Source organism: Clostridium gelidum (assembly GCF_019977655.1).
In the GTDB taxonomy this organism is placed as follows: Bacteria; Bacillota; Clostridia; order Clostridiales; family Clostridiaceae; genus Clostridium; species Clostridium gelidum.
Genome location: NZ_AP024849.1, coordinates 3,666,470 through 3,692,829, shown reverse-complemented (window position 1 = coordinate 3,692,829; position 26,360 = coordinate 3,666,470). Strand labels below are relative to the sequence as shown.

28 protein-coding genes are annotated in these 26,360 nt (G+C 27.6%); 18 read left to right on the top strand and 10 right to left on the bottom strand.

Annotated features, from left to right (window positions below; all coding sequences use genetic code 11):
• The first annotated feature begins 44 nt into the window (after nucleotides 1-44).
• Nucleotides 45-635, top strand: a complete 591-nt coding sequence (locus psyc5s11_RS16970; RefSeq protein ID WP_311196454.1) for an ATP-binding protein — start codon at nucleotides 45-47, stop codon at nucleotides 633-635.
• Between the two features lie 133 nt (nucleotides 636-768).
• Nucleotides 769-1,491, top strand: coding sequence for a phage antirepressor KilAC domain-containing protein (locus psyc5s11_RS16965; RefSeq protein ID WP_224033671.1), 723 nt, complete (start codon nucleotides 769-771; stop codon nucleotides 1,489-1,491).
• A 75-nt stretch (nucleotides 1,492-1,566) separates the two neighbouring features.
• Here the strand turns inward: psyc5s11_RS16965 and psyc5s11_RS16960 are convergent, their stop codons facing one another.
• Together psyc5s11_RS16960 and psyc5s11_RS16955 are read right to left on the bottom strand one after the other, a co-directional pair.
• Entirely contained in the window at nucleotides 1,567-1,785 is a 219-nt protein-coding gene (locus psyc5s11_RS16960; RefSeq protein ID WP_224033670.1) for a DUF2922 domain-containing protein, read from the bottom strand.
• A 143-nt stretch (nucleotides 1,786-1,928) separates the two neighbouring features.
• On the bottom strand, nucleotides 1,929-2,153 hold the full coding sequence (locus psyc5s11_RS16955; RefSeq protein WP_224033669.1) for a DUF1659 domain-containing protein: 225 nt from the start codon (nucleotides 2,151-2,153) through the stop codon (nucleotides 1,929-1,931).
• A 613-nt stretch (nucleotides 2,154-2,766) separates the two neighbouring features.
• On the opposite strand from psyc5s11_RS16955, the gene psyc5s11_RS16950 reads away from it, so the two are divergent.
• From psyc5s11_RS16950 to psyc5s11_RS16940, 3 genes are read left to right on the top strand one after another with little or no spacing between them, the layout of a single operon-like run.
• The gene (locus tag psyc5s11_RS16950; protein WP_224033668.1) at nucleotides 2,767-3,273 is read left to right on the top strand and encodes a hypothetical protein; all 507 of its coding nucleotides are present in this window, start codon (nucleotides 2,767-2,769) and stop codon (nucleotides 3,271-3,273) included.
• Nucleotides 3,260-5,968, top strand: a complete 2,709-nt coding sequence (locus tag psyc5s11_RS16945; protein ID WP_224033667.1) for a hypothetical protein — start codon at nucleotides 3,260-3,262, stop codon at nucleotides 5,966-5,968. Before psyc5s11_RS16950 ends, psyc5s11_RS16945 begins: the two co-directional genes overlap by 14 nt.
• 10 nt (nucleotides 5,969-5,978) lie before the next feature.
• Nucleotides 5,979-8,735 carry a hypothetical protein gene (locus psyc5s11_RS16940; RefSeq protein ID WP_224033666.1) on the top strand — a complete coding sequence of 919 codons (2,757 nt, stop codon included), beginning with the start codon at nucleotides 5,979-5,981 and terminating at the stop codon, nucleotides 8,733-8,735.
• Nucleotides 8,736-9,621: 886 nt separating this feature from the next.
• Here the strand turns inward: psyc5s11_RS16940 and psyc5s11_RS16935 are convergent.
• From psyc5s11_RS16935 to psyc5s11_RS16915, 5 genes are all read right to left on the bottom strand, one after another.
• Nucleotides 9,622-10,896, bottom strand: coding sequence for a sensor histidine kinase (locus tag psyc5s11_RS16935; protein ID WP_224033665.1), 1,275 nt, complete (start codon nucleotides 10,894-10,896; stop codon nucleotides 9,622-9,624).
• Nucleotide 10,897: 1 nt separating this feature from the next.
• Nucleotides 10,898-11,611, bottom strand: coding sequence for a response regulator transcription factor (locus tag psyc5s11_RS16930; protein WP_224033664.1), 714 nt, complete (start codon nucleotides 11,609-11,611; stop codon nucleotides 10,898-10,900).
• Between the two features lie 179 nt (nucleotides 11,612-11,790).
• Complete coding sequence (locus tag psyc5s11_RS16925; protein ID WP_224033663.1) at nucleotides 11,791-12,696, bottom strand: polysaccharide deacetylase family protein; 906 nt, start codon at nucleotides 12,694-12,696, stop codon at nucleotides 11,791-11,793.
• 268 nt (nucleotides 12,697-12,964) lie between these two features.
• Nucleotides 12,965-13,645, bottom strand: a complete 681-nt coding sequence (locus psyc5s11_RS16920; protein WP_224033662.1) for a hypothetical protein — start codon at nucleotides 13,643-13,645, stop codon at nucleotides 12,965-12,967.
• A gap of 137 nt (nucleotides 13,646-13,782) precedes the next feature.
• Nucleotides 13,783-14,349: an ATP-binding protein gene (locus psyc5s11_RS16915; RefSeq protein WP_311196374.1), complete on the bottom strand. Its 567-nt coding sequence runs from the start codon at nucleotides 14,347-14,349 to the stop codon at nucleotides 13,783-13,785.
• Nucleotides 14,350-14,714: 365 nt separating this feature from the next.
• On the opposite strand from psyc5s11_RS16915, the gene psyc5s11_RS16910 reads away from it, so the two are divergent.
• From psyc5s11_RS16910 to psyc5s11_RS16895, 4 genes are all read left to right on the top strand, one after another.
• Nucleotides 14,715-14,960 (top strand): hypothetical protein, encoded by a 246-nt coding sequence (locus psyc5s11_RS16910; RefSeq protein ID WP_224033661.1) that lies wholly within the window; start codon nucleotides 14,715-14,717, stop codon nucleotides 14,958-14,960.
• A gap of 70 nt (nucleotides 14,961-15,030) precedes the next feature.
• Nucleotides 15,031-15,369, top strand: coding sequence for an ArsR/SmtB family transcription factor (locus psyc5s11_RS16905; RefSeq protein ID WP_224033660.1), 339 nt, complete (start codon nucleotides 15,031-15,033; stop codon nucleotides 15,367-15,369).
• Nucleotides 15,370-15,459: 90 nt separating this feature from the next.
• Complete coding sequence (locus psyc5s11_RS16900) at nucleotides 15,460-16,245, top strand: EFR1 family ferrodoxin (protein ID WP_224033659.1); 786 nt, start codon at nucleotides 15,460-15,462, stop codon at nucleotides 16,243-16,245.
• Between the two features lie 278 nt (nucleotides 16,246-16,523).
• The gene (locus tag psyc5s11_RS16895) at nucleotides 16,524-17,510 is read left to right on the top strand and encodes an effector binding domain-containing protein (protein WP_224033658.1); all 987 of its coding nucleotides are present in this window, start codon (nucleotides 16,524-16,526) and stop codon (nucleotides 17,508-17,510) included.
• Between the two features lie 502 nt (nucleotides 17,511-18,012).
• On the opposite strand, the gene psyc5s11_RS16890 is transcribed toward psyc5s11_RS16895, so the two are convergent.
• Nucleotides 18,013-18,879, bottom strand: a complete 867-nt coding sequence (locus psyc5s11_RS16890; RefSeq protein WP_224033657.1) for a carotenoid biosynthesis protein — start codon at nucleotides 18,877-18,879, stop codon at nucleotides 18,013-18,015.
• A gap of 303 nt (nucleotides 18,880-19,182) precedes the next feature.
• Here psyc5s11_RS16890 and psyc5s11_RS16885 point away from each other — a divergent pair, with 303 nt between their 5' ends.
• Both psyc5s11_RS16885 and psyc5s11_RS16880 read left to right on the top strand, forming a co-directional pair.
• The gene (locus psyc5s11_RS16885) at nucleotides 19,183-19,767 is read left to right on the top strand and encodes a TetR/AcrR family transcriptional regulator (RefSeq protein ID WP_224033656.1); all 585 of its coding nucleotides are present in this window, start codon (nucleotides 19,183-19,185) and stop codon (nucleotides 19,765-19,767) included.
• 288 nt (nucleotides 19,768-20,055) lie between these two features.
• Nucleotides 20,056-20,550 (top strand): hypothetical protein, encoded by a 495-nt coding sequence (locus psyc5s11_RS16880; RefSeq protein ID WP_224033655.1) that lies wholly within the window; start codon nucleotides 20,056-20,058, stop codon nucleotides 20,548-20,550.
• Between the two features lie 467 nt (nucleotides 20,551-21,017).
• Here psyc5s11_RS16880 and psyc5s11_RS16875 read toward each other — a convergent pair whose 3' ends face one another.
• A complete protein-coding gene (locus psyc5s11_RS16875; protein ID WP_224033654.1) occupies nucleotides 21,018-21,692 on the bottom strand; it encodes a hypothetical protein in 675 nt (224 codons plus the stop codon).
• A 4-nt stretch (nucleotides 21,693-21,696) separates the two neighbouring features.
• Nucleotides 21,697-22,029, bottom strand: a complete 333-nt coding sequence (locus psyc5s11_RS16870) for a PadR family transcriptional regulator (RefSeq protein ID WP_224033653.1) — start codon at nucleotides 22,027-22,029, stop codon at nucleotides 21,697-21,699.
• A 362-nt stretch (nucleotides 22,030-22,391) separates the two neighbouring features.
• On the opposite strand from psyc5s11_RS16870, the gene psyc5s11_RS27910 reads away from it, so the two are divergent.
• The 7 genes from psyc5s11_RS27910 to psyc5s11_RS16840 all read left to right on the top strand — a co-directional run bounded on the left by psyc5s11_RS27910 (nucleotide 22,392) and on the right by psyc5s11_RS16840 (nucleotide 26,353).
• The gene (locus psyc5s11_RS27910) at nucleotides 22,392-22,520 is read left to right on the top strand and encodes a hypothetical protein (protein ID WP_258712342.1); all 129 of its coding nucleotides are present in this window, start codon (nucleotides 22,392-22,394) and stop codon (nucleotides 22,518-22,520) included.
• A gap of 183 nt (nucleotides 22,521-22,703) precedes the next feature.
• Entirely contained in the window at nucleotides 22,704-23,036 is a 333-nt protein-coding gene (locus tag psyc5s11_RS16865; RefSeq protein WP_224033652.1) for a hypothetical protein, read from the top strand.
• A 66-nt stretch (nucleotides 23,037-23,102) separates the two neighbouring features.
• On the top strand, nucleotides 23,103-23,369 hold the full coding sequence (locus psyc5s11_RS16860; RefSeq protein ID WP_224033651.1) for a hypothetical protein: 267 nt from the start codon (nucleotides 23,103-23,105) through the stop codon (nucleotides 23,367-23,369).
• A 377-nt stretch (nucleotides 23,370-23,746) separates the two neighbouring features.
• Entirely contained in the window at nucleotides 23,747-24,781 is a 1,035-nt protein-coding gene (locus psyc5s11_RS16855) for an alpha/beta fold hydrolase (protein ID WP_224033650.1), read from the top strand.
• A 78-nt stretch (nucleotides 24,782-24,859) separates the two neighbouring features.
• A complete protein-coding gene (locus tag psyc5s11_RS16850; protein WP_224033649.1) occupies nucleotides 24,860-25,615 on the top strand; it encodes a class I SAM-dependent methyltransferase in 756 nt (251 codons plus the stop codon).
• Between the two features lie 96 nt (nucleotides 25,616-25,711).
• Entirely contained in the window at nucleotides 25,712-26,167 is a 456-nt protein-coding gene (locus psyc5s11_RS16845; RefSeq protein WP_224033648.1) for a GNAT family N-acetyltransferase, read from the top strand.
• A 21-nt stretch (nucleotides 26,168-26,188) separates the two neighbouring features.
• Nucleotides 26,189-26,353, top strand: coding sequence for a hypothetical protein (locus psyc5s11_RS16840; RefSeq protein ID WP_224033647.1), 165 nt, complete (start codon nucleotides 26,189-26,191; stop codon nucleotides 26,351-26,353).
• Nucleotides 26,354-26,360 lie beyond the last annotated feature (7 nt).

Genomic DNA, 26,360 nt, shown 5'->3' with positions numbered 1-26,360 from the left:
AGGAGCATGCTCAACCTCTTGCTGTAACTTGTGAGTGTAGAAAAATGGAAAAGTTAAAGAATGAGTGGAAGTCATGTGGAATTAATACAGAGATGTGCAAACATAAATTTTCTAATTTTGAAGTATGGAATGCAGCTTCAGAGAGAGCAAAAGATACTGCAATAGCTTATTATCAAGATTTTGCTAAAGTAAGAAGTGAACGGCGCAATAGTATTCTATTTTGTGGCCAAGTTGGAAGTGGTAAAACCCACCTCTCAGTTGCACTTGCAATAAACTTTTTGAAAAAGAAAACTAGAGTTGTATATATGCCTTATCGTGATGTAATTACTAAGATAAAGCAAAATATGCTAGATGCTGAATATTACTGTAAATTGATTTCAAACTATCAAACATGTGAGGTTCTACTTATTGATGATCTCTTCAAAGGCAAAATTAATGAGAGTGATATAAATATAGTTTTTGAAATAATTAATTACAGATATCTTAATTTTCTGCCTATCATAATAAGTAGTGAATTTTCTATTGATAGATTATTAGCCTTTGATGAAGGTGTAGGGTCACGAATATATGAAATGTCAAAAGATTATGTGGTAGAGATAAAGACGCATATTAACAATAATTATAGACTTAAATAAATGAATAATTTAGGAGGCATTTGAAATATGAAAGAATCAGGAAAACTAGATTTAAGACTGTAGAAACAAAGTTAACTATGAGATGGAAAAGAGATTTTAAATTTAATATAAACCTGTAAAAAGGAGATAATAAATGGATGGTTTGCAAATTTTTAAAGATAATCGATTTGGGGAAATAAGATGGGTAAAAGTTAATAATAAAGATTATGCCATTGGAAAAGATGTTGCAAAATGTTTAGGCTATATTAATCCAAGAGATGCAATTATAAGACATTGCAAGGGTATCGTGAAACACGACAGCTTTAAAGAAGGTGGACAATGTGTTGCATTAATACCTGAAGGTGATGTCTATAGACTAATTACTAAATCTGAATTGCTAGGTGCAGAAAAATTTGAAGCATGGATTTTTGATGAGGTATTGCCTTGTATAAGAAAAACAGGAATGTATGCAACAGATGAATTATTAGATAATCCTGATTTACTTATTGCTGCAGCTACAAAGTTAAAAGAAGAGAGAAAAGCAAGGTTAGAAGCTGAAAATAAAGTAAAAGTATTAGAACCCAAAGGGCAATTTTATGATGATGTTGCAGGGGTTAAAGGCAGCGTTGAAATGGGGCAGGTTGCAAAAGTTCTTGGAATTAGAGGGATGGGAAGAAATAATCTATTTTCATTATTAAGAGAGAAAAAGGTCTTGGATAAAAACAATATTCCTTATCAGCAATATGTAGACTTAGGGTATTTTAGAATATTGGAGCAAAAATATACAGTTCCAAGTGGAGAAATAAAGATAAATATTAAAACAATGGTTTTTCAGAATGGCATAGATTTCATAAGGAAAAGTATTAAAGAGTTGTAGTTTTAGTACATTCAAAAAAATAGAAGCTTGTCTCTTATAAATTTGAGACAAGCTTCTATATTGAAAAATTTAATACTAAGCTACATCATATTTAGTAACTTTTCTTTCAGCCAATTGAGCGCTTTCTTTTTTAGCAAGAGCACCAGTAGTTGTTATGAAAATATTCTTAGCAATGATTAAGTCCATTAAAGCATTTGCTTCATTTTTACTAATAGTAGATTTAATACCACTTACACTTAAAGTTGACTTAACACCCATTGCAGTTAAAAAAGTCATTGATAAAGTATATTCCATATAGATTCACCTCCCTTCGTTCAGTTAAGAGTTAAGAGTTAATGCCCTTTAGGGTATCCTGTGGACAAGTAACAGTTAATGAAGAGATTACTGCGTAATCTCTTTGATTTTGAGAAAATTTTTGGTTGGATGTTGTGAATTGACTAGGCTTTTACTAAGTTAGAGGATACAGTTAAAGAAGCATTTCTAGTACTTGCTTCTAAAACAGCTTTAATAGCTTCTGCAACATCATAAGCATTTTGTTCTGATACGTCATTTCTTACATTGGCAAAAGATTTCTTTGTGTATAAAGGATCCCCCGACTTATCTACCCCTTTTTGAACTTCAATACTAAGAGTAGTTCCATTTACAACTTTACTTACAGCCATGTGATTCATCTCCTTTCATTTTGTTTTCATATAGGATATATGTGTGATTTTCAATTATTACATTAATAATAAAAAAAAATTAAAAATAATTTTTTACTCAAAAAGTATAGTTCAATAAGTTGAAAGAGGTAGATATGAGAAATGAGGGTATTATTGAAGGGCAAAAGAATATAGGAGTTTGAGCGGCATGAAAATGTGGGGATTATGTCTGGAGAAGAAATTCGTATTGGGATTATTGCTTAAGAAATAAAGTGAAACTTTTTAGGTGGAGTTTTATACTCCAGCTGAAGGTAGTTGAACATGCAGTCGTTATCTATAGATTGAAGAAGAGGGAGTTTTACGGATGATAGCTATGGGATAAATGATTTGCAAAAAGAGAATATTTAAGTGATTGAAATGTAGTAACATAGATGAATGTTGTTGCATTTATTTTTTTGTGGAAGTTTGTATATTTACTAGAAATAGATAATTATTCCATAATTAAAAAATAAGGATTATAATGGGTTATATGATCTGATAAAGGATGGGAAAAGTTTATTCTTATAATGACTATAATGGAAGTAGTTCAGTCTGATTAATTATAAAAACTTAAGATATAAAGGAAGTGCAATAAATGGATAAATGTGATAATAATCAAAACGATGGCAATAAAACTATTGAAATTGAAGTAGAAGATAGGATAATTTCAAACGTAGAAAATTATGATTTAGAGATTATACAAAAGATAGTTGCAGGTATGTTTAAGAAATATAAAGAAGATTTGCCAAATAAAAAGCGTCAAAATGAGAACTTTGCGGATGAACAAAAAGAGATTATATCGAAGTTTGAAAAAGTAATAAGATGTATAAGATATCAAGTTGTAGATATGAAAGAGTTTTACAAAAACTTTGATGATAATCTAGAATTACTAGTTGAGATAAGTGAGGTCAGTTCAATTAGACAAGCTTTAAATAATTTACTGGAAGAATATTTAAAGATTTATAAAATCGAAATACTTAAAATTAAATGTATAGGAAAGAAAAATGATTCTTCTAAAGAAGAAAAGATTAGCAAATATTTCAATAGCAAAAAAATAGAAATAGATTTCAAGGGGGAATTAATAGACAATGAAAATTCTTAAGATAACTAAAGATTGTGTATATAAAATTAAAATAGAAAAATTAGATGAATTTGAGGAGTCGTTTTTTGCCGATGTATATTTTAAATCTTCAAAATCCTTAATTAATATAATAGATAGTAACAATGAAAAGAACTTGTCAGATGATGAGTTTAATAATATTATTTCTTTTGTAGGAGAAAGAGGAACTGGTAAAACCTCATCAATGATTAGTTTTAAAAATAGTTTGCAGCAATTATGTGATATAAACAGACTAAGTGAAAATCAAGAATTAAAGAAAAACTATAAAAAAATAGCTGAAAATAAATTTTATGATTTAGATACAATAGATCCTTCTGTATTTAATGGTACTGATTCTATTATTGAAATTGTTGTAGCAGAAATGTTTAAAAAGTTCAAAGCAAAAAATGAAAAACAAGATTATATAAATAAACAAGAACTTGTTAAAAAATTTGAAATAGTATATAAAGATTTAAGAACACTAAATAAAGATAAAAATACTATATATACTGAAAATCTAGATAATCTTGAAGTATTGATAGATTTATCATCAGCAATAGCATTAAGAAATGATATAGAGAAATTAGTAGATTCATATCTCAAATATATGAAAGAAGATAAAAATTTTAATGGCAAGAGTTTCTTGACTATAACAATAGATGATTTGGATATGAATATAGCTGCTGGTGAAAAAATGATTGAAGACATAAGAAAATACTTAATTATTCCTCAAGTTATAATAATGATGGCAATAAAATTTGAACAGTTGGAAGAAGTAATAAAACAAAAAAATATAAAAGATTTAGATGGTTTATCTAACTATTATAGAAATACTGATGAACTTATTAAAAATAGTAAACGAGAATATATGACAAAAGCGTTAGATGAAGAATTGAACAATAAAACAAATAAGTATTTAGAGAAGGTTATTCCATATAACAAGAGAATATATATGCCTGAGGTATATGGTAGCGATGCAGAAATAGAAGTTCACTTAGAAAATTTAGATTATAAAGAAGAGGAGTCTATTGAAATATTTGTAGGAAAAATTTTTTATGAATATTTAAGATATACTATAGTAACTAAAAGCCATTACAATGTAATAATACCAAATAATTTAAGGGAACTTGTAGATTTAATATTACTATTTTCAACGTTGGAAAAGTTGGAACCTTATAATATTGATAATAATGAAATTATAAACAAGAAAAAGATTATAAATAATTTAACATCCATGAAACAATATTTTAATAAAGTTATTGCTAATAAAATTAGTACTTTATATATCAGAGACTTTTTAAACGACCTATTACAATGCCCAATTCAAAGTATTAACAAAAAAATATTGTTATATTTAAACACAAAATTATATCTATTAAAAGAAATTGCTGATACAGAGATAGCAAAGTGCTTAGAAGAATTATACAAAATGGAAAGAAGAGTAGTTGAGGAGAGTGTTACTCTTGGGGATGTAATAACATGGATGAAATTATATGAAGATATGGGACTTTCACCTGAAGAAAAGGTATTTATTGAAATGTTAAAGACAGTATATTCAATTAGATTAATAAATGAAATATATATTGGTTCTGAGGAAATTGTACATATTATAGGAAAAGATGTAGTTGGTAAATACTTTGAGTTTACAAGTAATAAACATGACCAAAAAATTGAGATTGAAGTTAAAGTTGAAAATGGTGAAATTTTTAGAGATGTCGGGATTAAGAGACTAACTTCGCGGCAATCCTCAATACTACCAAAGCAATGGGTAGAATTTTCAAAAATAAATGAATCTTACTATTCATTATTAGAACCTCGATACAAAAATGAGGATAGATATATTTTATCTAAGCTTTACAGAGATATACATAATACTGTAGAAGAAAAGAAATTTTTAAAATTTTTCTACTTTAAACCTTTTAATATTTTAGGTGTAAAAGATAAGATTTATAAAGAGATTAATAAAGACATTGATAAAAAAGCAAATTTATCAATTTATAACGACATACTATATGTAGGTGATAGAGAATTAAAAGATTATTTATCAATAAATGATTATATTTTATTCTTAAATATGGATTTTTATATGCTGGCTTTAAATTGTATAGATAAAGTTTTAGATAAGCGAAGGTTTCGGTTAAATTACAGCTATAATCCTAAAGCAATTATAGAATTAATGTATAATACTACAGAAACAGTTTTTTCTGTAATATGTGATAAATGTAGTTATTTAAAGATAAGCAATCCAATAAAAAATATATTTGAAGATAAAGATTTTGATTTTGAATTTATAGAGGACAATATTATTACCAAAGAAGAAAATAGTAAACAAACGGAAGTAGATAAAAATATTGAAACAGATACAATTAGTCAGATGTATAAGCTACTTAATAGACTAAAAAAATACCTAAGAGAATTACAAAAAAAATATCTTGATAATAATGGAATCAAGGGAACCATATCTAGCAAATTTGAGACTACTATTAAAGAAAATTATCGTGAAGAAATTACAGAATTAAATAATAAAGTTTCTAAATTAAATGTTAGTGATAGTAATAATTTATTTGAGAATATATTGAGCTTAATAGATGAAAAGAAACAGGATAGTGATTTGGATAAAGAAAAGATAAGGGTTGATAACATAATTGACGTAAGTATAAAACAAATAGATATTATGTTAGAAAAGATAAAAGAATAGGCGGTGTAAAATGGATATATTAAAAACACCTCTAATTGCAATATTTAAAGAACAAGACCCATATAGAATACTTGAAAACTATTTTAAATTTGATGATTTTAAGGATAATAACTATACAACCTTGAATCATAATGTGTTTAAGGATTTATGTCAGCAAATAGAAGCTCAGTATTCAAAAGACGATGTGGAAAATCTTTACTACATTGTTAAAGATAATATGCAAAAAGAAGTTCAAGGACATGATTTCAATAAATCTGTATTTAATTTACTTATAAATTATTCAGAAAAGATGCTTGAAAATCAAGGAAATAATGTAAAATGTCGATATAAAGATTTGCTAAAGTGGAGAATGGTTGTCCTTAAACTAGATCAAGATTTATTTATAACTTCTTTCTTGGCTTTTAAAGATTTGTTAATACATGTGGAAAGAGAATACTTTGATTGGGACACCATAATTAAAAGCAATAATATTAGACTACATAATATGCTTTCTAAGGGAATGGCAGAAAATCATTTTCACCTTAAGGGGTCAGCTCCAAATTTTAAGCTTAGCTGGGTATCATTAATGAATGATATTAACAATAGGAAATTATGCAAGCTTGATGGTAAAAGTAATCGTCTCGAAAAAGATTTAGAAGGTACTATAATCATAGAAGATTATATAGCTATAGCAGCACTTATCAGAGCCATTTTATTTATTGAAATTAATAAGGAAGGCTATTCATCACAAAGAAAAACGATGGATATACTAAAATCTATTATAAGTTCAATGGGAGACGAGAATAAAGAGTTAATTTCATTTTATTCAAGTGATATTCAGACCGAAATAAAAACATTGAAATTTATATTTGGGTCGGATTTACGATATAAGAATAATAATGTTAAAGTAGACTATGCTCTTACAAATGATATAAAAACACAGGATGAGGCTACAATATTATTTCAAGGTGAGCGGGCTTTTATGTATAAGTGTTTTCAGAAAATTTATAAGGGTGATAAAGAATTTATGGAGAAAGCTGACTTATTTTATGCCTATATCATAATAAAAAATAAAGTAAGAGGTGAACTTATTCAGCAAAATAATAGAGTAGGGTTTGCTAACTTTGCAGATTATCACGACAGAAAAACAGGGTATTTAAAGAAAAATACTATATTAAAAGATGCAGTTGAACCATTAGCTATTTTGACATCTATAAAAAATCAAAACATTTTATCAATTGAAGCTAGAGTTATTCCATCAGAAAGCAAACAGGAAAATATAAATCTTATTAAAAATACAGACAAGCTGATATGCAATAAGATTTATAATGATAGAGATAATTTTTGGAGAAAAGAATATGAAGATTTAAATAAACCCAAAAAAGAATATTCAATATCTGAGCGCGAAATATTTGCTAGTGAAGAAGAGAAAAAAGAAGTAAAAAAATTAATTGATAATTATTTTTATGTATTTCATTTTCCTAAAATTAAGGATCCTTTAGAAAGAAAAACAGAAGAGGAATTTTACTTTTTAAACAGATGCAGACATTATAAATCTAGAAAGCAATTAAAGAAGTTTGGCACAGCTATTTATAAAATGAGAGAAGAAAATCAGGAAATAGCGAGTAGAGTACTTGGAATAGATGCATGTTCCAATGAAATGTATACTAGACCAGAGGTTTATGGACAAGTATTTAGGTTTTTAAAAGGACATTTAGCTATTAATGATTATCAAAGGCAATTTGGCAAGGGAAAAAGTATTTCTAAACTTAGGGCCACATACCATGTAGGAGAAGATTTTTTAGATGTAATTGACGGGCTGAGAGCTATAGATGAGGCTAAAACATTTTTGAATTTAACTCATGGGGATAGATTAGGTCATGCTATTGCTTTAGGAATTGATGTAGAAGGATGGTACAGAAAAAAGAGTTTTAGAATTTACTTGAGTAAGCAGGAGATATTAGACAATGTTGCTTGGTTAATAATGAAGATAAAAAGTTTTAATATTCAAAAATGCTCTGATATAATTGATAAGCTTATGGCAATTTATAATAAATACTATATAGAGATTTATACGAATAAGAGAGAAGGCATATTTAGTTATAATATTAAAGAATCTAATACTTTAGAAACTGACAAAACAGTGATACCTGTAGATACTTATATGGAAGCATGGAAATTAAGAGGTGATAATCCTGAATACTATATTGATAAGACTGTACAGTTAGGAATAAGCTATTGGGATAGATGTGCTCAAAGAAAGAGTGACAATATTATTGGTGATAACAAGGTAATAGTTGAATTATATATGAGATATCATTACGATGCAAAAGTAAAAGCTAATGGCTATAAGAATGCTGTTTTTAAAATCGAACCGTATATGATATATGCAATTAAAGAAGTTCAAAAGTGCATGCAAGTAAGCATTAGAGAATGCGGTATAGGAATTGAATGTAATCCATCATCTAATGTTTTAATAAGTAATTTTAAAAGATATGATAAGCATCCAATTTTGAATATGTATAACCTTGGATTAACAATTGATGAAAATAAAGCAGAAAAGTTGCCTCAAATGTTTGTATCAATAAATACAGATGATCAAGGTGTCTTTGATACATTACTAGAAAATGAATATGCTTTAATGGGAATTGCTTTAGAAAAAGCAAAAGATAAGGATGGTAATCCTTTATACAATCAATCTATGATTTATGATTGGCTTGATAGAGTTAGAGGAATGGGATTAGAGCAAAGTTTTAGAATAATGAATAATAGTAAAAGTAGATATTAGTACAGTCAGTTAAATAACGCATATTCCAACTATTCATATACCAAATAGGCTAATAATTAGAAGGAAAGAGTATTATATTAAATTGGAATATGCTGTGTTCATTATGGTAAGCTGATGTAACTAGATGAAAGATACTTAAATACTAAATAAGGTTTAGGATAATTAAGGGTGAACCGTATCATAAGTGAGTGATAAATTTACCCAAATTGAATTAAACAGTGGTAGAGTAGATGCATCTTGTACTACCATAAAAGTATGAGATTTATATGTTCATTTTATATTAAATTGAATTTTAGATGTATAATTATTTGATAAAAAAATTCATTATAAGAAGCAAATTTTTATAATGAATTTCTTTCATTTAAAATATATTAATTATAATAAGTGAGAATAGTAAAAAACAATAATTAATGTTGGTTATTGTTTTTAACAACTAAGGATCTAGATTCTGTAGATAAGTCTACAGCGAAATAGTCTGGAATAATTAGGTAAAGTGGGCATAGCGGCCATTTGATTATTTTCACATATTTGAATTTCATTTTTTATGTTATAAGTTTACTGAAGCGGATGCGTCAAAAGAAATATTTCTTTCGAAAGTTTTATTTCTCTCGGCTTTATAGATAAATAGAGGAAATAAAATTGTAATAGTTACAAACAGCATAAGACAGATTAAAGATATTGATATAAAGTTGGTAGTTATTTTGTTATTTATCTGCCTTAAGATAGACATGTTTAAGTTTTTAAAATATATTTTTTTATTTTTTTGTATTATATATAATAAGAAATTAGATAAACTTTGATTTTTTATTATGAATCTGTATATAAATTATAAAAGTATCATGAAATATGAATTGAAGTGTTTTTTATTTTTAAATATATATTTTAATTATAGGATTACCTTAAAGACAGCTCCTTTATGAAGATTACCAGCAGTTAACTTTCCTTTGTGGATGTCTATAATCTCTTTCGTCAATGCTAATCCTATCCCTGTATTACCATTTTTACCTTTATAGAATCGCTCAAAAACATGAGAAAGATCTTTTTCATTAATCCCATCACCATCATCACAAAAAAATATTTCTATATATTTCTTATGCTTATTACATTTTATGCTTACTTCAGATTTTGCATATTTCACTGCATTAATAAGTATATTGGTGAAAGCCTTTGATAGTTGCTTTTCATCTCCATAAATAATGGGAGATATTTCATCAAAATTAAAATTAATTTCTATACCTTTATTTTTTGCTATCATTTCAATTGACTTTGAACAATCGTATAATAATTCATTTATCGCTATAGGCTCTTTTTTGACAGTAAGCTGTCCACTATCAATCTTTGATATATATAATAATTCTTCAACTAAATCAGACATTTTATCGCTTTCATTGATAATGATTTCAATAGCTTTACTTTGGTCTTCTATTACTTTAGTTTGAATTCCTTCTGCATAGCCCTGTATAGACATAATAGGGGTTTTAAGTTCATGGGAAACGTTTTGAAAAAACTCCTTTAATTTTTTTTGAGAATTTTCTATTTGCTTTCCTATCCTGATTCCCAAAAATCCTGATAAAATAGTAAACACTAAAAGTATCACTAGAAAAACTATATTTATTGATTTAGAAAGTATACTTAATGGAGTTACTCTTGAATATAATATTAGTATATCTTCTTCTTCTTCTTTTTTAAGACCTGCATTTTCTGTTTCCTCAATATTGATTGCATTTTCATTAATGTTTGCTTCTGTACTATTATAATAAATAGTTTTTAAATGTGTTTGTGCTATATAAAAATCCTCATTATTGATAGATACAAATTGAATTTCTTCATCAGTGCGAGGATTTTGTTTACAATATTCTATTATTTTGTCTTCCATTATTTTATTTTCTGAATAAAAAGAAATGATTTTAACAAATGGCTCATAATTAAGAGTTAAAAGTATATTATTTACTGGAACTGAATCTTTAATAGATTCAGTTGTATCAAATGTTACATTACCACTCTCACTCTTATAAACGTTCATTTTTTTAGTAATTGTCTTGATAGCTTCACTTTTAATATAATTTTGCATAACTAAATTAAAAGAACTCATTAATATGACAGAGGAAAGAACTATAATTGAAATAGTAAAAATAAAGATTTGCTTCTTGGTATTTTTCATATTAAGCATCCTCCTTTCGAAGTATAAGTTTATATCCGAAGCCCCAGACAGTTTGTATTTGTACATTACTGCCTGCCACTAACATTTTTTTACGAATTCGTCGAATTGTTTCATCTGTTACACGAGTTTCTACTTCAGTATCAATTCCCCAAACTTCAGACAATAAATCGTCTCTTGAAATAGCTTTTGATGCATTTTTAATAAGATAGGACAATAGATACAGTTCAGTAAGAGTAAGTTCAAGATTTTTATCATAACAATAAATAATTTTTTCGTAATTTGAATATTTAAGATCACCGTATTCAATATTATTCTCATGTGCATCTATAGCTTCTATAGCTGCACGCTCCATTTCTACCCTTCGGAGCAAGGCTTTCACTTTCATCATTAGAATTGTTGGACGAAATGGCTTTATCAAATAATCATCACTACCCATAGAAATTCCTTTAACATAATCCATTTCACTATCTCGAGCAGTTAATACAATAATAGGTACGTTAGAAATATCCCGCAATTTTGAACAAATAGTAATTCCATCAGTTCCAGGCATCATAACATCCAAAATAATCAAGTCACATTTTGTCTCTAAAAATGTACTATAAAGTAAATCCCCATTTTCAAAATCCTTTACTTCATAGCCTGTATCTTTAAGAAATGATTTGATTAAATTACGTATATTTTCATCATCTTCTGCTATATAAATTACCTTTTGCATTATATTCTCTCCAATCAACTTAAACACAAGCTAGTCTTATTTTTTTTAGCTTGTATTTTTTATGCATATAGCTTAATCTTTGTATTGTTAAAAATTTATTTTCAATGTTATATACCTAATTTATAAGTATTAATTTAATTATAACAGCATTGTAGTGGGGGAAGCAATGTTATATAGTTTTACTTAAAAGTCCTAAATTCATAACCTTGGTTCTTTAAATATGCTATTATTCCAGGTAATGCTTTTGCTGTTTCTTCTTTACCGTATGTATCATGCATTAGCAATACTACTTTTATTTTGTTTCCAACAGTTTTTTTTACTTCTTCTGTTAATTGTGCTGCATTTTTATGTGGTCCTTCTGCATCTTTTGATAATGCATTCCAATCTATACAGTGGTAATCTTTTTCCTTCATTATTTTATCTATTTGATCAGTATTTTTCCACGACATATGTCCTCCAGGAAATCTAATGGCTCTTGTAGAAAAATCTTCTCCTAAAACCTTCTTTAAAGAAGCATTAGTTTTATTAATGTCTAACATAAAGTTATTTGTGTTAACGCTGTTATTAGGATATAAGTATTTATAATCATGCGAATATGTATGATTTCCTATAGCATGTCCTTCTGTTACTTCTTGCTTCAGTAGCTTTTTATTAGTTTCACTTTCGTCTATTGATTTTCCAAGAACAAAAAAAGTTGCTTGTACATTTTCTTTTTTAAGTGTATTTAATATTGAGGGAGTAACAGTTTCAGATGGGCCATCATCAAAAGTTAAGTAAACAACTTTTTTATTGTCAGTATCATTAGGTTTCGGTTCCTTTATCTGTTGATTTATATACTTTTCTATAGCTGCAACGTCATCAGCATTGGAAGCATTTTTTGATATATTCTTTATAGATTTTTTCTTTGAATTATCAGATTCATTAGATGCAAGTGCTTGTACAGTTTCATCCTTCGTTAAAAAACTTTTAGGTATTATAAATTGGATTAAGACTCCAATTGTAATAATTAAAATACTTAAAATGAATATTTTCTTTCTTTTTATACGAGCTCTTTTGTTTTTGTTATACCTGTAATTATTTTTCATTTTCTCATCCCCTAGTATGTTTATAGCTGTTATTATATACTAATCAATAAGTTGTACTAAATTATCCTCAGCAAATACGTTTGCTGAGGATAAGAATAAAATTTATTTATTTGATTTTGGAAATTCAGATACACTTTTATCATAATATCTCAAACAAATCACATAACCTTTATTTGAGATATTATGATAAAAATAGTATTACTAATTGGATCAACTGCTTTATCAGTGGAAGATAGTTTATTTTAAGACATAGTATAATTATTGGGTATTACCCAATGCTTTTTGTTTCTGAATTGACAATTTTTGCTTTTGTTTCTATATTGCTAACTTTTTGGCATAATTCATCAAGCTGCTTTGTCAAACTATCTACCTTTTTTTGCTCTGAATCATTTAGAGTGCTTTTCTCTGCAACAATATTATCTATTTCTACCATAATTTTATATCTAGCTTTATAGTTTTCAATTAATAATGCTTTTTCTTCTTTTGTAATTGCCTTAGGATCTTTTATAAAATCTCCATTGTTAATGCTATCAACTATAGATACATCAGTTGAAGGCACATCGTAAAGGACATAATTATTAGTGCTGCCAAATGCTTTTATTTCTATGTCACTAACTTTTTTACATAATTCATAAAGTTCCTTTGTTAAACTATCTGACTTTTTTTGTTCTGAATCATTTAATTGACTTTTACCTTTACGAATAGCATATATTTGGTCTGAAAGTTTATCTCTAGCGTTATAGTTGTCAAGTAATAATGTTTTTTCTTCTTTTGTAATTCCCTTAGCATCTTTTATCAAGTCTTCATTACTAATTAGAATTCCCTCTTCATGAGTTGAAGTTGCAATAGTAGTATCAGCGGTTGCTGTTGCTGCAAAAGCTGAATTAGCTATACCTCCAAATGCAATTAGTGCTGTTAATGCTAGTGCTGTTAATTTTGTCTTTTTCATAATTTTTCGCTCCTTTAAATTTATTTATTGAACCATTTCCTTGGTACAACTTTATTATATAGGAGCATCCATATGGAAATCCCCACAAAAGTGAACTAAAAGTGTCACAAAAGTGTCAAAAGTATTACTTTAATGAACTAACTATTACCAATAGGGAATATAATGTTAACCTTAGTACCTTTTCCAGCTTTTGAAGTTAAACTCAATCCTAATCCAAGTTTATCACAAAGACTTTTGCATAAATAAAGTCCTATGCCAGTAGACTTGCCAAATATTCTTCCGTTTTCTCCTGTAAAGCCTTTTTCAAAAACTCTATTTATATCTTTATTTATAATACCTATACCATTGTCCTCTATAGCGAGTATTATATTATTTTCATTTTTAGTAGAATATACTGTTAGCTTTCCTTTTTTTTCTTCACAGTATTTAATTGAATTTCCTATTATTTGGTTTAAGATAAATTCTATCCATTTAGCATCACTGTATACTGAATCTTGAATACCGTCTATATCGACGGATATTTTTTTGTTTATAAAATCTCTAGAGTTTTTCTTTATTGTGTTTATTACAGCAGTAGATAAAGAAATTTCTTTTATAATATAATCCTTGTTTGCATTATCAATTTTTGAATAGTAAAGAACTTGTTCTATATAGTCATCAATTTTCTTTATTTCGTAATCAATGCTATATGCATTTGCAGACAAATTTTTGGACGTAAAAGATTTGGAAAAAGTAAATGAGGAGATAAGTATGACAAAGCTTGGAGAAATGCTAGTTGAAGATGGAAGAAAAAAAGGGATACAAGAAGGAATTAAAAAAATTCATTGGATACAGCAATAAGGGCAATAGAAATAGGATTAGATAATGAAGCAATAAAAAAACTTACAGGATTAACGGAGGAAGAAATAGAAGTCCTCAGAATAACAAAGACTCATTAAAGTAATTAGATAAATTTTAAAGGATATCGTAAAAGGTATCCTTTTTCGATAAAAAAGGGTTATCACTTACAAATGATACGGTGAACCGTATCACAAATAAAGGATAGTATGTTAAACTAAGTAATTATGCTATGGCTATCAAGCATACTTCAAGGGAACAACAAAAGAAACTGTTGCATATGCTAATATCAAAAATAACTATAAGCCAAACTAGGGAAATTGAATCAATAGAGCTTAATATAAATGATAACTTAATAATGTATCTAAGTAATAGAGGAGAACCAATTCTAGATGATAATGGAGGAGGTTCTCCTTCTTATTTTGTTTATAGAAGAAAGCTGATGATAAATCCTGTGAATATAAAAATTTGCATATAATAATGAAGAAAAATACAAAAAATTCTTGACATGTGCATTAGTGTGCACATATAATAAAGGTGGTGATAAAATGGGAAACGAACATAACGCATTAGCATGTGGTAATTTTATTGAAGATAGTATTGATTTTGATTTTTATAAGGCTTTGTTTGACCCAGTAAGAAGCAAAATACTGGTGTATATTGCTAGTAGTGGAAAAAAAAGCGTTAATGAAATTGCTGAAAATTTTACACAAGACAGGTCAGTAATTTCAAGACACTTGGATTTAATGAGCCGTTATGGAATTATTAGTAAAACCAAAATAAACAGGTATGTATTTTATGAAGTGAATAGTACATTTATCCTTGATAAATTTGCAGAAACAACAGAAAACTTAAAAAGGCTTATGGAAATTACAAAATCTAAGTAGGCAATAAAAACGGCAGAAATGCCCTTTTTGTTAATCATATATGTGCATTTGTGCGCACATAAACAAAATAAAAAAATGAGGTGCTAAACTATGAGTAAAAACATTGTATTTTATTTTTCAGGTACTGGAAACAGTTTAAAAGTGGCAAAAGATATTGCAAAGGAAATGGAAAATTGCGAAATTATTTCAATGGGTAACAGTAAGCATTATGACTTACAATCAGGATACGAAACAATAGGATTTGTTTACCCAACTTATTTTAGAGGAGAACCACAAAAAGTTCGTGAATTTATATTAAACCTCAATCTAAAAAACAATCCTAATACATATTATTACGCAGTTACAACCTGCGGTAAGTATGAAGGCAACGCACTTATTCATATAAAGCATTTGTTAAAAAGAAAAAATATAACCCTACATTATGCCAAAATGCTTGATATGTTTTCTAATTATGTTGTAGCATATGATATGCGTGATACTCTTGAAGAAGAAACTAAACAATCACAAAAAGATTTTGTTCAGATTATTCAATCAATAAAGAACAAAGAAACTAATAAATTGTCTATCACAGAGCCGTTTCAAGAAATAGTTTACAGGATTTTAATTAAATTCACTCCTAATATGGATAAAAATTATAATGTTTCTCAAGACTGCATTGGCTGTGGTATCTGTAAAAAAGTATGCCCTGTAGGCAATATTGATTTAGATGATAATAATAGACCATATTTTAAACATCATTGCGAGCAATGTGTTGCATGTATTCAATATTGTCCCAATAAGGCAATAAACTACAAAAACAAGACACAAAGTAGAAGAAGATATACTCATCCAGGTATAAAATACACAGAATTAGCGAAAATGAACAAGAATGATTAGTATTTTTATGAATAAACAATGTCCATACATAGTTGAGTATAAGAATTTAGAACAGGCTGTAATTAAAGATATCTAATTCTAAATCAAAGAAATACTATAAGTTTATTTTATCCCTAGTAAGTAATTTTCTTCTCATATGGTGTAACAGTTAAAAGTGTTATCACTTACTACTGATACGGTGAATCATATCATAAGTAAGGTGATTTAAAATTCAATATTTTAGTATTTACTTTGACGCGGCGTAATGTATTATATTAGTACTTGAAGGGAGATTTGATATGGAACTGCAGACCATTAGTCAGGTATCTAAGATATTCAAAATTTCAACAAGAACATTACGATATTATGAAGAGATTGGATTAATTGAGAGCTTAAAAAAAGAAGGTTATGCATATAGAACATATGATGATGAAGTTATAAAAAGACTTAAGCAAATTATGATTTTGAGAAAGCTTAGATTATCATTAAAGGAAATTGAGCAGATACTCAAAAATAATGAAATATCATATGCTATAGAAGCCTTAAATGATAAATTGGAAGAAGTGAACTATGATATTAAAGCTCTTGATGATGTTAAGAATGCTATTTTAATGTTTATTGGTAAATTGAATGATATAAATGAAAAGAATATGCTTGAAAAGGTATTAGATGATGGAACCTTTCTTCATACTATTTCAGATATAGCAGATATAAACAAATCGTTTAATGCGAAAAAAATAGAAATGGAGGATTTGAGAATGGCTAATAATGTATTAGATGCGTTAAAAAATGTAAGAATAGTATGTTTACCACCTATGAATGTAGCTTCAATTCACGCATATGGTAAAGAACCAGAAGATATGGCAATGAGAATGTTAATTGAATTTGTAGAGGAAAGCGAATTATTAAAATATAAACCAGATGCAAAGGTTTATGGATTTAATAATCCTGGAGAACCAGATTCAGAAGGAAAATATGGGTATGAGTATTGGATTACAATACCAAAAGATTTTGAAGTACCAGTTCCATTAGAAAAAAAGAGTTTTGCTGGAGGGAAGTATGGTGCTCACTGTATTAAAATTGGAAATTTCAACGAATGGAAACAGTTAGAAAGATGGGTAAACAATAATGATGAATATGTACTTGATTATAATAGAGAACCAAGAGGAATGTGCGGATATATTGAAGAGCATATGAATGTATATGAGTATTTTACTAAAATGGATTCAAAAGAAAAAAAGTTTGAACAGATTGATTTATTAATACCATTGAAAAGAAAAAATTAAATAGAGGTTTTATATGATTTTGTAAAAGAGAGACTAGCACAATTTGGAACAATGCTATAAAACTGAACTTTAATGGAGCAACAAAAGAAACTGTTGCATATGTTAATCTCAAAATAAATATACGCAAAACTAGGGAGATTGAATCAATAGAACTTAAGTAGAGAACTCAAATCTATGATTTGATGTGAATCACTTACTCAGAGAGTGTATACGAGTCGAGTTTCCTTTATAAATGATAATTTAATAATGTACCTAAGGAGTGAAGGAGAACCAAGTCCAGATGGAGGAGGTTCTCCTTCTTATTTTTTTACAGAAGAAGGTTGTTGATAAATTCTATAAATATAAAAATTAGTATATGATAATGCTGATTATGTGGGGACTTTATATAGAAATTAAAAAAATGCTGTTTTTTGAAGATTGAATGATATTATATCACTTGAATATTCGTTGAGTTGTAAACAGTACAACACCCTTGATGGACTGTCACCAGCCTCATTCACAATTAACATAATTCCTTGGAGTTTTTAATATTTAGTAATCCAATGCCTGCGTTAAAAACTACTGTGAAAAAAGCTATCATGCCCATAGAAGCATATATTTCGGTATGTTCAACATGTGTAAATCCGTCTATAACAACACCTAGACCCATAGCCAAATAGATTATGCAAGGCTGAACCCAATACATCTTTTTTGAAGTTAAACTATTCTTGCTAAAATCTAAGTTTTTATTGGAAATAAATAGTGTGAATATTTGTGAGAAAAAATACACAACAAAAACCCATCCTATAAAATTGGATATTGGTACACCAAAATAGTTTCCTCCGTCTTTCCAAATCCAGCTAGAACTTACAGTAGAAGCTTGAGGATCAGTTACAAGATCCCACATAGTCATCAGTAAGGCTGAAGTTATTGGAATAATGAATTTGTAAATCCCTTCAATCTTTTTATTGAAGTGACTTGTTACTACGTGCGTTACTGTCCAAGATGTGTAGGAAATAGCAAAATAAGCAACCATGATAAATATAGGAACATTCCAAATACGAGGGCCCATTTCTCCTGCATAATAGTAATGTCCAAAAGGAAATCCAGTCATAATGCTTAAGCCTTCAAAGAGATTACTTACAATCCATGTAAGTATAAACCATATGCCCATGTTTTTTAGTCCATAACGTTGAGTTCCGTGAATCCATGCAAAAATAAACATAGGAATAAATATACGACCTGTTACGTTAGTAATTATATTAAACTTCATCAACAATGTTATAATTACAATTAGAGTAACAGCACACCAATTAATGTAATCTAACTTTTTATTTCCACCAATCTTAACAGCAACATTTTCATTAGTATTTAAATTTATATTTGCCATAATTATCATCTCCTTGTCCGATATTTTTAATAATCAAATTCTAAAATTTAGTTAACTTTTTTCTGAACCGATAAGCTAGGCCATTTTCTGAAATTCTTTTTATTTAATATAAGTTCACCTCCTTCAGTAATACGAAAAAACACACTAAGCAAAAATAAACAATGTGTTGAAATATAGGCTTGCATTTATTATAATTTAGGAAATAAAAAAATACACTAAGCAATAATTTAATTTATGTTCTATATTGAACATAAAAATTAAAAATGTTCAATATTATTGTTTTTTTTTGAAAGGATTAAGTATATGGATAAACGAATCCAAGACAGAAGAATTAGAAAAACCAAGAAAATATTAAGGGATACTCTCATTGAATTGATGCACGAAAAAAAATTAGAAAAAATTACAGTGAAAGATTTAACTGAACGGGCAGATCTCAATCGTGGCACTTTTTATTTGCATTATAGTGATATATATGATCTAATGGAAAAAAGTGAAAATGAAGCACTTAAAGAAATTACTCAAATTTTAAGTAAAATTAATCCAAAGGAATTTGATAAATATAATTTTGCCAATAAACAATATACTCCTCTTGTTGAACTGTTTGAATGGTTTAAAGACAATATAAGTTTTGGTAAAGCATTAATGGGTGGACATGGAAATATTTCATTTTTAGATAAAATAAACATTACTGTAAAAAGTAAACTTTGTATAAAACAAAATAAATCAGAAAAAAATACAGTAATTAATAATTATTTTGATTCCTATATTATATTTGGTTTTCTAGGAATAATTAAGCAGTGGTTTGATAGTGATGCATCAACTCCGCCGGAAGAAATGGCAACAATATTTTTGAAGATTTTCTTAAAGGAATTAAAAACATTCGAATAAAAATTGAAAATATATTTATAAGAAGTATCTAAAGGGGACTTGTTATTTCGCACAAAAGAATTTGCTATATAAGTGATAGAAAAGTGTTATCACTTTCTATTGATATGGTGAACCGTATCAGTTGTAAATGAGGTTTGTAGCCTTAGGCATTGACATGACTTACTTAAGGCTATTTTTGTCAGTGGAAATACAGTATCATAAGTAGTGAAATGTTTACAAAATGTGGTATAATTAAATGATAAATAAAATTTAATTGAATGATAATTTAGAATTTATAGAGGAAATATTATGAAGAAATGGTTTGTGAATAATATTATTAAGATATCTATCATATTTATTATAAGTTTAATAATATTTGATTATATGAATTTACCTTCTGTTTTGGGATTTGATATGCATAATATAAATTGGGGATTCTGCATGGCAATATTAAATGTTATTGTTGTTATTATTTTATATGTAATGACTTACAAAACACTAAATGAAAGAACAATTGAAAGAAGAAAGAATAAAAATGAAATTTCTATTCTTCTAATAAAGCAATGTTACCAAGAATGTATAAAGTATATGGAACTTCTAAATCAAGAAACAGTTGAAAAATATATTGTACCTAAGATAGACTTTGATAGTACTGATAATAAAATTATTAGTAATTTAAAAGATAGTCCATTTACTAATGAAAATATAATTATGGATTTAGTTAAGGATGGAGAAATAACTAAACAACGAATAGAAAAGTATTTCGAGATAAAAGGATTATTTGGTCAATATATTACTATATGAATAACTTTTTTTGATAAATCAGATTTTTACGAGCCATTAAAAAGTTGTTTGTTTGACGAGATAAATATAGAAATTAAGAACTTAACATAAATGTGAGTATAGTTGATTATATAAGAATAAAAGAAGGAGTAGTTGTGAAGTATGTTCCTTCTTCTTTTATGTTAAGAATTTGAATTAGAATACCTAAGCAAAATAAATTAACTTTTGTTGGAGATAAAGTATTTGTAAGGCAAGGTAATAACACTAAATAATTAACGAATGAAAAGAAATAGTAGCTATGAATGGATATGTTTAAATAATGAAAAAACCTCACTTAGGACAGTTACGGTGAACCATATCATAAGTGAGTGATAAATTCACTAAAATTGGATAATGTCTTGCTAAAAAAGACTTACCGGATAAAAATGTGGTAAGTCTTTTCTTAGTTGAATATAGGCAAATTAAAATTGTTTATTATTAATAGTATTTTACTTTACTATTTTTTTAATTCCTTGATATGCCCAGTAGATCACTATGATACCTATTATATATGAAATATTTACAGATAAGATAACTATATTACCTGTTAACTTCGGCAAGAATGCAAGAAATATACTGAATGTAGCAAAACCAGCTCCCAATACAAACTTTGAAAGTTTTGAAAAGTGTTTTCTTGAAAGTTCAAAACTACTCCTTCCAATGTAATCGAAAATGGCAGAAGCCACAACAATAATAATGATGAATTTTATTATTGTAACTAATTCAATTGGGTATTGATAATTAAAATTAAAACCCTCTTTTATTATTTTAGGTAAATATTCAAAAACAAAGTCTATGGTTAGAAGTATGCAAAATCCCATTATAGCAATCTTAGAGTATTCTTTAATTTTATTTATAATAGAAACTTTAGGATTCATGGCTGATATTATATTATCTGTAAATTGTTTATAATCTTCACCAATGATACTCTCTATAGGTTTATCATTTTCTTGACAATCTAAAAACATTCTTAAAATGTCGCTAATAATTTCTTCTTGACTTTCTTCAGCTATATTACTAACTCTCAAATAACAAACTATATCTGTAAATACTTCATTATCTTTGTGTGTAAGATTTTGGCTGAATTTTAAATTTTCATTTCTAAGCATTTTCAAACTATTCATAATTTTAATCTCCTTTATAATCTTGAAATATTTTATCTATACTATTTCTAAGTTCTTGCCAGTTATTATAAAAATCATTTAACTCTTCTCTGCCTAAATTGGAAAGCGTATAATATTTCCTTTTTGGACCAAATGAAGACTCCTTTTTTATAGAATCTACAAAACCATTTTTCTCGAGCCTCAAGAGAAGAGGATATATAGTACCTTCACTAACTTCATTAAGACCGTATTTTTTTAATCTTTCCGCGATTTCATATCCATAAACTTCATCATCATTTATAATTTTAAGGATACAGCCTTCTAATGTTCCCCTATAAAATTGAGATTTATCTCCCAAAATATCACCTCCTAACTATCTTGTTGAACAAGTTACCATGGCTATATTGTACTACAAGATAGTGTGAGTGTAAATAAATTCTTATTATTTTTTTAAAATCAACAAAAAGTGTGCGGAAATATATAAGATATTAAGCTAATTGACCATATAATAAGAAGCAACAATTTATATTACAGATAAAAGGAAAACGAAGAAAAAAATATAAGTAAATAATGTTTAAATTGAAGTAACAAAACAGGATTTAGTTGTATTAACATTTATACCAATAATGAGTAATAAATTAACTAAACTAGATAAAATAATTAAATCAATAAGAATCGTAAAGAAAAAAAGACAATGAATATAGATATGATATTGAATTCATGCTATATGCATTTGCAGATCAGTTTTTAGATGGTAAGGATTTAGAGAAAGTAAAGGAGGCGATAAGTATGACTAAGCTTGGAGAAATGCTAGTTGAAGATGGAATAAAAAGTGAAGAGAAATTGTAAAATAATGTTTATATATATGATATAATTGATACAGAAATATAAATTAGACAGAAATAATCTAAATGAATCATTGCATATATTAAAGGGGTATATTATGGAGGTTATTAAAGAAATCATTTCGCAAGACAAACAATATAATGCAGTAATAATAAGAAGAATTGATGGATTATTTAGCTTTGTGAGGTGAGGATGTTGCCTAAATATGTTTTTAAATATTGGTTTGAACATGGTGGTACTTGTATATGGTCAATGAATGACTATGCCAGAAATAAGTTTGGATACGCTATCGATAATGAGAAATTGCCCATTTCAAAGGCTTTAGTTGACGAACTGTACGCACTTGAAGCAGAATATCATGGTTATCTCGATTGGGATTACCCACCTTCACCATCTCCGTGGACATTAAATGAAAAGAATGATTTTAAAAATCGAGCAAATGAATTGTATCTTAAATTGAAATTAGAATTGGGTAGTGATTTTGAAATTATTAATGAAATAGATAGATGCGTAGAATAAGCACGATTTTTATTAGGAGTATTTCATTTAGAGAAGCAGCAGTTTTAAACTGTGGAGGTTTTAAATATGAGCATACCTGACGAACTTTCACTACTATCACTATTTGAATGTGAACCTAAATTTTCAGATAATAATGTACCTTATTTTTATAACGAAGCAACTTATGAGTTTAGTAATTATGCTAATGAAAGGTTTGTGGTAAGCATTTGTCCATCATATTCTGATATAAAGATACAGGTTTATTCTTCTGATAATAATGAACTTTTAACATTATTAGAATTTAAGAGTATAGATAAAATTGAAATACTTTCTGATAAAAGAGAAGAATCATAGATAATTATAAAAATTGAAAGTGGTGTAATTAAGATTAGCTTCAAACCAAGGTTTAAAGTATTTCTTAACCTTACAAATTATCCTTAATTAATAAGTTATAATAGTTTATAACATTTTTAGTATTATGTAACAGTTAAAAGTAGAATGACAAGAAGTATCTAAGGGTACTTCTTATTTATAATAAAGGGACTTGTTAGATAAGTCAGAAGGCGAAATTGTTATCATTATTATAAAAAGGGATGTGCTTGATTGCGAATCAAAAAGGTTCATTTGTAGTAGAGAGAAAGTTTTGGGTACTATAACAGGTGAATACTCATTCCACCAACCATTATGTACATTAGTCTAATAATAAGATAAAAGTTATATGGAGAAAATAAATGAAAAAGAAAACTATTAAAAGAGTGAGTGCAATAATTATATTATCCTTTATTACATTTCTAGTTAGGCCTACATACACACCAAGTATAAATGGCAATAAAAGTATTAGTAAATTAGTAGATATTAAAGTTGGTGGGCAGAGTCAAACACTATCTATAAGAGGAACTAATAAAGATAATCCTATTGTCTTGTTTTTACATGGTGGTCCAGGTTTAGCGCAAATATGTTATGCGAGAAAGTATCAGTCGAAGCTTGAAGATAATTTTTTGGTTGTAAATTGGGATCAGAGGGGTTCTGGAAAGTCATATTCTTTTTTTATGGATAAAGAGAATTTTACAAAAAATCAATTAGTAGAAGATGGTAAGGAAGTAATTGAATATTTATGTAAGACTTATGGAAAAGATAAATTGATTTTGGTAGGTCATTCATGGGGAACTGAATTGGGAATGGATGTAATAAAGAGTGATTCATCTAGAATTTCAGCATATGTAGGAGTCGGACAGGTTGTTAGTCAGAAAGAAGGAGAGAGTGTATCCTATGAATACGCTATAGATTTAGCTAAACAGAATCAAGATAGAAGTGCAGCAAATAATTTGGAAAGTATGAAGGATGCGGCGAGCAAAGATAAGATAAAGGCCACATTAGAAAAAGAGAATACTATAAAGAAATATTCACCATTTAAAAATGATATAAATATTACAAAAGAGGTCATTAAAGGATGCTTATTTTCACCAGAATCAAATGGATTAGATGCAATAAAATATGGTTGTGGAAATAAACTTTCAGCTGAAAAGTTATGGGGAACTAATAATGAGTTTAATTTATTTAATGATGTAAAAAAAGTTGATATCCCAGTTTACTTTTGTGCAGGAAGATATGATTATACTACTCCATCAGTTTTGGTAGAAAAGTATTATGAAATGCTGCAAGCACCATATAAAGAATTAATTTGGTTTGATAATTCAGCACATTTTCCTCAGTATACTGAAAATGATAAGTTTTGTGATTTATTATTGAATATGAAAAATAATTAACTGAGAAGTGATAAGTATGTTATTTTGAAAATATGTTGAATTAAAAGATAAATTATAATTTGAAAGGAAGTATAAATAATGGATTTCAGAAAGACATTTGACCGAATACCAGAAACATTTGATAAATATAGACCCCGATATTGTGATGAACTCTTTACAGAAATTATCACTGTATCTGACTTGAATTCAAGTAAAGATGTACTTGAAATTGGTCCAGGGACAGGACAAGCAACAGAGCCTATTTTAAAAACTGGCTGTAATTATAAGGCGATTGAACTTGGGGAGAACTTTACAGAATATTTGAAAAACAAATATGAAACTTATAGTAATTTTGATATTGTAAATGCTGATTTTGAAACATACAATTTTGGAAATCAAACATTTGATTTAATATATTCAGCAGCTACAATTCAATGGATACCTGAAGAAATAGCATTCTCAAAAGCATACAATATACTAAAACCTGGTGGCATTCTTGCAATGTTTATGACCCGTTCAGATGAGAAAAGTGCAAATGAAGAACTTTACAATAGAATAGACGAGGTATATAAAGAACACTTTTCTGTTAAGCAGAAATATAATTGTAAAATGAAATATGATAATGTTGTAAGTTATGGTTTTGTTAATTACAAATATCAAGACTGGAAAAAGGTAAGAACACTTAATGCTGATGAATATATTTCATATATTAGTACACATTGTGAGCATATAACTTTAGAAGAGCCTTATAAGTCTAAATATTATATGGGAGTAAGAAAGGCTATTATAGATGCTGGCAATAAAATCATTATTAATGATACTATTGCATTATATCTTGCACAAAAACCGCTATAAATTCCAATTTATATGGTAATTTTAATGAACAATTGTAACTTTTTACGTAATGAATTACATTTTGTAAGTTAATGAAATTAGAGGTGTTATACGAAAATGACTATAATAAAGGGAAGTATAGAATATATAAATGATTGTGAAGATGCATTAGTAAATTCTGAATTAGGAAAAAGATATTTTTCACAAAAAGGAAGTGCTAGAAAGGCGTTGCAGGAGGGCTTTGCTAAAGGAGAAATATATATTGCCATTGATGCTTGTGAAAGTTGTAAGGGATTTATATGGTTTATTTTAGATGGAATATTTCATTCATTCCCATATCTACATATAATTGCAGTAAAGCAAGAAAGTCGTAATGAAGGAATAGGTAAAAAACTCTTAAAGTTCTTTGAGGATAGTTGCTTTAAAGATTATAGTAAACTATTTTTAGTAGTTGCAGATTTTAATCCAGATGCAAAAATACTGTATGAAAAAATTGGGTACATTCAAGTAGGTACTATACCTAGTTTATATAGGGAAGGAATAACAGAACATTTAATGATGAAATCAAGATAAGAGAACTGATAACAATATTTTTTGCTTCAAATAAAAAAAACATTACAAAATGAATTTATAAGTAAAGGTGCTAAAATTGTTCGTCCACTCCATATGACAGATTATAATAATATGGAATTTGTGTTAGAAGATATAGACGGACGGTGGATTTCTTTTGGAATTAAACAATATGCTATTATTAACTGAAAGATAA